This window comes from Levilactobacillus fuyuanensis (genome assembly GCF_003946395.1).
Taxonomy (GTDB): Bacteria; Bacillota; Bacilli; order Lactobacillales; family Lactobacillaceae; genus Levilactobacillus; species Levilactobacillus fuyuanensis.
Window position 1 is genome coordinate 25,975 of record NZ_RHNZ01000025.1, and the last position, 8,286, is coordinate 34,260.

Annotated in this window: 7 protein-coding genes; 1 reads left to right on the top strand and 6 read right to left on the bottom strand. The window is 50.2% G+C overall.

Annotation, left to right across the window (positions count from 1 at the left end):
* Window positions 1-6 precede the first annotated feature (6 nt).
* The 6 genes from rnc to EKM73_RS11510 form a co-directional block, all read right to left on the bottom strand.
* A complete protein-coding gene (gene rnc / locus EKM73_RS11485) occupies window positions 7-702 on the bottom strand; it encodes a ribonuclease III (RefSeq protein WP_020088991.1) in 696 nt (231 codons plus the stop codon).
* Between the two features lie 346 nt (window positions 703-1,048).
* The gene (gene acpP / locus EKM73_RS11490; protein ID WP_020088992.1) at window positions 1,049-1,300 is read right to left on the bottom strand and encodes an acyl carrier protein; all 252 of its coding nucleotides are present in this window, start codon (window positions 1,298-1,300) and stop codon (window positions 1,049-1,051) included.
* Between the two features lie 126 nt (window positions 1,301-1,426).
* Window positions 1,427-2,461, bottom strand: a complete 1,035-nt coding sequence (gene plsX, locus EKM73_RS11495) for a phosphate acyltransferase PlsX (RefSeq protein WP_125702004.1) — start codon at window positions 2,459-2,461, stop codon at window positions 1,427-1,429.
* A 13-nt stretch (window positions 2,462-2,474) separates the two neighbouring features.
* A complete protein-coding gene (gene recG / locus EKM73_RS11500; RefSeq protein WP_125702005.1) occupies window positions 2,475-4,514 on the bottom strand; it encodes an ATP-dependent DNA helicase RecG in 2,040 nt (679 codons plus the stop codon).
* A 751-nt stretch (window positions 4,515-5,265) separates the two neighbouring features.
* Complete coding sequence (locus tag EKM73_RS11505; RefSeq protein ID WP_125702006.1) at window positions 5,266-6,957, bottom strand: DAK2 domain-containing protein; 1,692 nt, start codon at window positions 6,955-6,957, stop codon at window positions 5,266-5,268.
* Window positions 6,958-6,989: 32 nt separating this feature from the next.
* On the bottom strand, window positions 6,990-7,352 hold the full coding sequence (locus EKM73_RS11510) for an Asp23/Gls24 family envelope stress response protein (RefSeq protein WP_020088996.1): 363 nt from the start codon (window positions 7,350-7,352) through the stop codon (window positions 6,990-6,992).
* A gap of 240 nt (window positions 7,353-7,592) precedes the next feature.
* On the opposite strand from EKM73_RS11510, the gene rpmB reads away from it, so the two are divergent.
* Window positions 7,593-7,778, top strand: a complete 186-nt coding sequence (gene rpmB, locus EKM73_RS11515) for a 50S ribosomal protein L28 (RefSeq protein WP_020088997.1) — start codon at window positions 7,593-7,595, stop codon at window positions 7,776-7,778.
* The last annotated feature ends 508 nt before the right edge of the window (window positions 7,779-8,286 follow it).

Consider the following 8,286-nt stretch of genomic DNA (forward strand, 5'->3'; position numbering starts at 1 on the left):
TCATCCTTACTCTGTTTTCAAATTCTCCAGGGCATGGCGCGCCGCATTCTGTTCGGCGTGCTTCTTCGAGTGGCCGTGGCCCTCACCCAATTTTTTATCGTCCACGTAAACGGCGACTTCGAAGGCACGATCGTTGTCGGGACCCTCTTCGTCTAGTAAACGGTAGTCGATGGTGACGGAGCCGTTCTTTTGAACCAGTTCCTGTAACTCCGTCTTGTGGTCAAAGAACTCGTCGAAACGGCCCTCATCTAATTTCGGAAAAACAACCGTCGTGACGAAACCAACGACCTTATCCAGGCCTTGGTCCATGTACAACGCCCCGATAAATGATTCGAAAATATCACATAACAGGGAGTCACGTTGCCGGGCTTGCGCCTTCTCTTCACCTCGACCCAAACGAATATACTGGTCGAAGTGACACTCACGCGCAAAACTAGCAAAGCTCTGTTCATTCACCATGGCTGCCCGTAACCGGGTCAACCGTCCCTGTGGCATATTGGGGTACCGCCGGAAAATGTAGTTGGATACCACCAACTGCATGACCGCATCCCCTAAAAATTCAATGCGTTCATAAAATTTAAGTCCCTGATTGGGGTGTTCGTTGACGTAAGAAGCCTGCGTAAACGCCTCATCTAGCAAGGATTGGTCTTTAAAATGGATATCGAAGTTATCTTTTAGTTCTTGATTTAATCCAGCAATCACGCGCTAATTCCCTCATTTCTATTGTTCTGTTAGGTACTTTGGGGCCTTTGGTTGGTTCTAGTTTGGTGCTGCTTCGGTTCTACTCAATAAGGCACTCCTATTGCCATTCGCCCGCCTCGGGTATTGGTGCTTCCTGGCTGACGGGACTGGTTCGGAACCTCTTTAATTTTATATAGCCGAAACGTGCGCCACAAGGCAGGTCCCTGCGCTTAACCCCAATAAGGAAAAATCCAGGCCCGGGATTTTACCCTTATTGACGTTAATGCTCAGGACCTAAGCACCTTGTTCTGCACTCTAGACTGAAAAAGCCCGGGACAAAGAATTGCGGCCCGGACTCGCTCAATCGTTATTTATCTTCGGTTTGGTGGGCCACGATGTAGTCGACCACTTCGCCAACGGTCATCAATTTCTCGGCATCTTCGTCGGAAATTTCCGCGTTAAACGTATCTTCCAGTTCCAAGACGAATTCCACGAAATCAATGGAGTCGGCGTCTAGGTCCTTCTTAAAGTTCAACTGTTCGTTGATTTGGTCCCGGTCGGTTTCAAACCGATCGGCAATAATATCGGCAATCTTGTCAAAAATTTCTGCTCTCGTCATATCTATCCCTCGCTCACAGTATTCAATAAGTAGTCTAACCGTTTTGGCTGACCTTGTCTAGCAAATTAATATCGGTCACGAATTCATTTTTAGTGTGAAATGACCCGTAACACCACACTTTGACGCTTACTTCAGGGATTCCTTCAAGGCCGCCATCTCATCGGTGTGATCGGCAAAGTAGCTGACTAACTGATCAGCACTCTTGGTCTCGATCAACTCGCGAATCTGACCGATCGTGTTCTTGACGGTTGGTGCCTTGCTGGAACCATGCGTCTTAACGACTGGTGCTTTCAAGCCCAAGAGCACGGCTCCCCCATATTGGGAGTAATCCATGGCACTCTGGACATTCTTGAAGACCGGCTTCAACATGCTGGCCCCAATCTTACCACCCAGACCACCACTCATGATTTCACCCTTAATGAGCTTCAACATGGAGAGCGCAGTTCCTTCAATGGCCTTCAACGTGGCATTTCCAGTAAACCCATCGGTCACAACAACGTCTGCCGCCCCGTTTAAGAGTTCCCGCGATTCGACGTTGCCGATAAAGTTAATGCTGTCGATGCTGTCCAGGGCCTGATAGATAGCCTGGTGCGCCATGTCACCTTTGTCAGCTTCGGTCCCGTTGTTCAACAGGCCAATCCGGGGTTGTTTCACGTGCATGATTGATTGCGCGTAGTACTGACCCATTACGGCGTATTGGACGACGTTAAACGGCTTGGTATCGGCATTCGCACCCACGTCCAACATCACAAAGCTGGACTGGTCCGGCTTGCGTAAGACGGGGAGTGTCGTGGTCAATCCTGGCCGGGCAATACCCTTGATTCGGCCAACGATCAGCAAGCCAGCGGCCAATACGGCCCCGGAATTTCCGGCGGAGAAGAAAGCATCCGCCTCACCATCCTTGACAGCGTTCGCAGCAAGCACGATGCTGGATTGCTTCTTCCGCCGGATGGCCCGGACTGGTTCGTCCTCCATGGCGATGACCTCAGCGGCCGGCACCAATGTGATACGACTGTCGTTTTGAATCAACGGCTTCACTTGTTCTTCTTGTCCGTATACCAAAAATTCAACGTCACTGTAAGCGTCTCGTGCTAATTCGACACCTTTGATAATTTCAGCGGGGGCGTAATCGCCACCCATTGCGTCAACGGCAATTTTCATAATTCGTCTCCTTCTAATCCATGGTGGTGTTCTGATGGGCCGTCGTGCTCAGAAACGCAGCGAGCGCCAAGTTGGCATCCTTATCCGCCCAATCGGGGGAAGCCACCGTTTCCTTAGCCGCCTGTTGGGCCGCACTCAGAATATTCAAGTCGGCCACGGGATCACCGACCTTGAAGTCGGGCACCCCAGACTGCTTTTTACCCAGAATATCACCTGGACCCCGTAATTCCAAATCCTTTTGTGATAAAACAAACCCATCGTTGGTGCTGGTCATGGTCGTCATCCGCTCAACGGCCAGCTCATTCTTCGGGTCCGCAATCAAGATACAAGCGGAAGCCTTCTTACCCCGGCCGACCCGGCCACGCAACTGATGGAGCTGGGCCAGACCAAAGTGGTCGGCGTCATAGATCAGCATCACCGTAGCGTTAGGTACATCGACGCCAACTTCAATCACGGTCGTGGCGACCAGAACTTGGAACTCGTTGGCCTTGAAGGCATCCATCACGGCGTTCTTTTCGTCATTTTTCATCCGACCGTGGAGCAAGCCCACCTTATAGGTCGGTTCGAACTGTTCCTTGAAACGCTCGTAAATGGCCTCGGCATTCTTCATGTCGACGGCCTCCGATTCCTCAATCAAGGGTGTCACTACGTAGGCCTGCGAACCACTACTCAACTCGGCCTTGACCTGCCGGAGCGTGCTGTCAACCTGATTGCTGCGAATCCATGAGGTCTTGATAGGTTGGCGTCCGGCTGGTAATTCATTGATGACCGAAACGTCCATTTCGCCATAGGCGGTAATCGCCAGTGTCCGGGGAATTGGCGTCGCCGTCATGGCCAGAACGTCGGGTTGTTGGCCCTTCTCACGTAAAGCCTGCCGTTGATTGACCCCAAAACGGTGTTGCTCATCGATCACGGCGAGGCCGAGGTCGTGGTAAGCCACTTCCGGTTGAATCAGCGCGTGCGTCCCGACAATCAGGTTGACGGCGCCGTTAGCAATCTGCGGCAACAGCGTCTTCCGGGCGGCGGGCTTGGTGGCCCCCGTCAACAGGGCCACGTTGACCGGAAAGTCGGCGAACAATTTTGCTAAATTATTAGCGTGTTGCTCGGCCAAGATTTCCGTCGGGGCCATGAGGGCGGCTTGCGTTCCCGCAGTGATGGCCGCGTACATGGCTACGGCGGCCACGACGGTCTTCCCACTCCCTACGTCCCCCTGCAGGAGCCGGTTCATGTGGACTGGTCGCTTCAGGTCGTAGCAGATTTCATTGACCACCCGTTTCTGGGCGTCCGTCAGTTCATACGGTAGCGAGGCAATGAAGTCCTTGAGCTTGGGCAAGTCGTAGGTCAATGCCTGGCCATGAAGCGTGTGATCCTGTTGCTTCACAATCTGTAGACGTGTTTCAAAGAGATAGAACTCCTCAAACTTAGCTGTCCGCCGAGCCGCTTGGGCTGCGGCATCTCCTGCCGGGAAGTGCATGTCGTGAATCATCTGGCGCCGGTGCAACAAGCGATACTGCTCGCGCAATGGCTCCGGAATCAGGTCCACGATGACTGGTTCGTAGGCGTCATAGGCACTTTCGACCAGTTTCTGAATAGTGGCCTGCCGCACCTCCTTATTAGCGGGATAGATCGACCCCATGCCGCCACCATCGTCGGTACTAGCAATGATTTTCATACCAGCTAGGCTCTGCCGCTTGGCATCGAAACGACCATACACGGCCAGTTCATTCCCGACCTCCAGCTTATCCTTGAGCCACGGCTGATTAAAGAACGTGACCGGAATAATCGTGTGCTCGTCCAGGAGTAACCGAAAGTTCAGTCGCGTCTTCCGCCGACCGAACCGTGAAATCACGGGAGCGGCGGCCACGGTGCCCTTTAGGGTCACTTTAGCTTGATCGGTCAATTCGGTAGGATCTTTGGCCTGCAAGTCCTCGTAACGAAACGGGAAGTAGGTCAACAGGTCGTTGACGTTCTCGATATCCAAGGACTTCAGCGCTTGCGCCCGCTTCGGCCCAACACCGGCCAGCTCACTGACCGAATCATTCAAACTCACCATCGTGACACCCCTCCCATCCTTATTGTTTTTACTTTAATCTCGTGGTTAATGCGCGTTTTACTTCGCCTGCGGCTGTCAGGGATTCCACCTGCTGTGGGGACCGGGCCAAGCCACAAAGCGGTCTTGACCCTCGACTTGAAGCCGTCAAAGATCAGACGTCTCCAAGCTCGTCCCATGACGTAACCTGACAAGAAACGTCAGCTAACGTCATCACCACGGCCGGTTCCATCCCTGACCTCCTCCGGCTAATGTAAACGTTAACCACGATATTGATTTAACAATATTATCGGGTAGGTTGCCACAACAAGATGTATCTCGCATCAGCAACATACCATTCAACACTTAATTTTACGCCTTACTTGTCAGTCGTCAAAGGCTGAAACCAGTTAGATTAGCTGAATACTGCCAAATATTTCCGACTGACCACTGAATAGTCCAGCATGATTGTCCATCGTCTTCCGCGCAACGCGACTTGGTGCCGTGAAAAAACAGCTTAAGCCGGAGGAGGCTAGACGTGTAGCCAGCTGTGACGATGGCGTTAATTGGCGATTTGGGCCAATTTACACCATGGACGTGCTTGGAGACTCGTGATTTTCGAGGCTTCAAGGCGAGGGAAAAGACCGCTCTGTGGCTTTTCCCGGTCCCACAGCAGGCGGAACGTCTAGCAGCCGCAGGCGACAGTTTTTCCACAACAAGTCCATAACGCGAAAGAGGACCGGGACAATCGTCCTGGACCCCTTTAGTGGTAATGCTATTCGACAGAAATCAAGAATGGATAGACCGGTTGGCCCCCATCATGAACTTCCGTTTCTAATTCGTCATCTAAGTCCTCAACGGCCGCTTGCAATTGCTTTGCAACGTCTTCGGTCGTGTCGGTCCCATAAATAATCGTGACAATTTCGCTGTCATCGTCGAGCATAGCCTTTACCGTAGCGACCGCCGTCTTTAACAAGTCGGCATCGGTCACCTTAATAGTGCCATCGACGATTCCCATGAAGTTACCTTCTTTGATGTCAAACCCGTCCAATTCGGTATCCCGAATGGCGTGGGTCACTTGACCACTCTTAACAGCGGCTAAGTTTTCTTCCATCGCAGCTTGGTTGTCATCCAACTCGGCATCTGGGTTGTACCCCAACATTGCCGTCATCCCTTGGGAAACCGTCTTTGAGTGGACGATCACCGTTGGCACATCGGCAACCTGAGCAGCTTGTTCAGCGGCCAGGAAGATGTTCTTGTTATTTGGCAACACAATGGCCCGTTTAGCCTTGCTGTTGTTGATGGCATCCACGATATCCTGCGTACTTGGATTCATGGTCTGACCACCGTTGACCACGTGCGTCACACCCAAACTCTTGAAGAGTGTAGCGAGACCGTCACCGGCAGCGATGGCAATAATCGCTGTATCAGCAGGTGCTTCGGCTTCGGCCACTGGTGCGGCGGTTGCAGCGGATTCTTCATCATGTTCCATGATGGTTTCCTGTTGCATCCGCATGTTGTCGACCTTAACCTTCGCCAGGTCACCAAATTCTTGGCCCCAGGCAATGACCTTACCAGGATGTTCCGTGTGAACGTGGACCTTAACGATTTCGTCATCGTTCACGACCAACAGAGAATCTCCTAAATCAGCAAGGTACTTGTAGAAGGTATCGTAATCAAAGTCGTGTTCGATTTGCTTCCCACGGCCGATTCGTACCATGATTTCAGTACAGTAACCGTACTTGATGCTTTCGGGATCGAGCTTACCCTGTACACTTTGGTGATGGGCAGCATCGATCATTTCGTCCATTTCAGCATCGTCAGGCTTGTAGTCGCCCTCTTCAGCCACACGACCATTTAATGAATCGTTAAAGGCTTCGAGCACAAACGTCAACCCTTGACCACCGGAATCGACCACACCGACCTGCTTCAAAACAGGCAGTAAGTCTGGCGTCGTTGCCAAGGCTGCCTTAGCAGCTTCGTAAACAGCATCCATCACCGCTAAAATGTCATCGGACTTCTTAGCGGTGTTTAAGCCGGCCTGAGCACCCTCACGGACAACCGTCAGGATAGTTCCCTCAGTTGGCTTCATAACGGCCTTGTACGCCGTTTCTGCGCCGGCTGCGAACCCATCAGCTAAGTCTTGCGCCGTCAAAGTTTGCTTGTCCGCTAACTTCCGAGAAAAGCCCCGGAAAATCTGGGACAGGATAACGCCGGAATTTCCCCGCGCACCCATTAGTAACCCCTTGGCTAAGGCCGTTGATAAAGCCCCTACAGCATCGGTGTCGGCTTCACGTTCATACTTGGCCCCACTCTGTAGTGACAGACTCATGTTGGTTCCAGTATCCCCATCAGGAACGGGGAAAACATTCAATGAATTAATAAAATCGGCATTCTGGTTTAGCTTTTGCGATGCGGCTTGGACCATCTTACCAAACTCAAGATTAGTAATTTCTGTTACTTTCAACTAAGTATCCTCCTTGATTTCAGTACGTCTGGCTAATCAGCCAACACCCGCACCCCTTGAACAATGACGTTTACTGAGTTTGCAGTAACCCCCAGCATCGTTTCCAGGTTATATTTGACTTTAGATTGGACGTTACGTGAAACTTCGGAAATCTTCGTTCCGTAGCTAACGATCACGTAAACATCAATGGCCACGCCATTTTCTTCTTGGCGAACGACCACACCGCGGGCATAATTCTCCCGCCGTAAGATATCATTTACATTGTCTCGAATCTGATTTTTGCTTGCCATGCCCACGACACCATAATTATCAGTCGCGGCACCCCCAACAACGGTCGCAATCACTTCATTGGTAATATCAATTGTTCCGTATTGAGTCTTAATCTTTACGGCCATGGAAATAGCCTCCTTATCTGGATATACAATCTTAACAGAAATTAATCTTACCACAACCACGCCGAAAATAGAAATAGGATGACTGAAAAGCACGTTATGAGGGGAAATAGGTGTCAAGTAGATTTCCTTGAAAGAAAACATTGCGTTCCGCAAAAGAGTATGGTAAATTAGTCAGGTGAGTAAAAAGGCACTGCTTTTTTATAAAAGTAATGAATGAATTAACAAAGGAGGGTTTACGCCATGGCAAAGGATTTTATCAACGGCAAGCGGACGCGCTTCGGTAACAAGCGTTCTCACGCTTTGAATTCAAGTCGTCGCGCTTGGAAGCCGAACTTACAAAAGGTTCGCATCTTAGTGGACGGTAAGCCAAAGAAGGTCTGGATTTCTGCTCGGACCTTGAAATCAGGTAAGGTAACCCGCGTCTAGTTAAACGGACACGGTTAAACGAATTAGCGAGGAGTGCAGGTTTCACCTGTGCCCCTCGCTTTTTTCGTACTCTCGATTCAGTCTCTTTCTAAATTCTATTTGTTGTGAAAACCGCCATGCGGCAGTTGACTCTCACCTAAAAAAATGAAAGCTATGGACACCAATTTTCATCAGAGTGCTCTTCCCCCTAGCTTTTTTCAAATATCTTCTTACAACTTTTTATTACTACGCCAAATAGCGTCAGATTTCTAGTAATCACTAAAATTAGTGATTTACTTCGAAATTTGACGTTATTTTTTTACCCGTTAGCCCCTACTACAATGCAAAAGCCAATTCTAAACGAAAAAAATTTAATTTATTAAATGGCAAATTCTATAATTAATCCGAACAGAAATTAAAAAGCCCAAAGCAATCACTTACAATGGTAGTAACTAATTCCAACCAATATAGGGAGTGATTACTTTGGGTACATCTACTTTATCACGTTTTCAACGTGGCGCACTAGCAC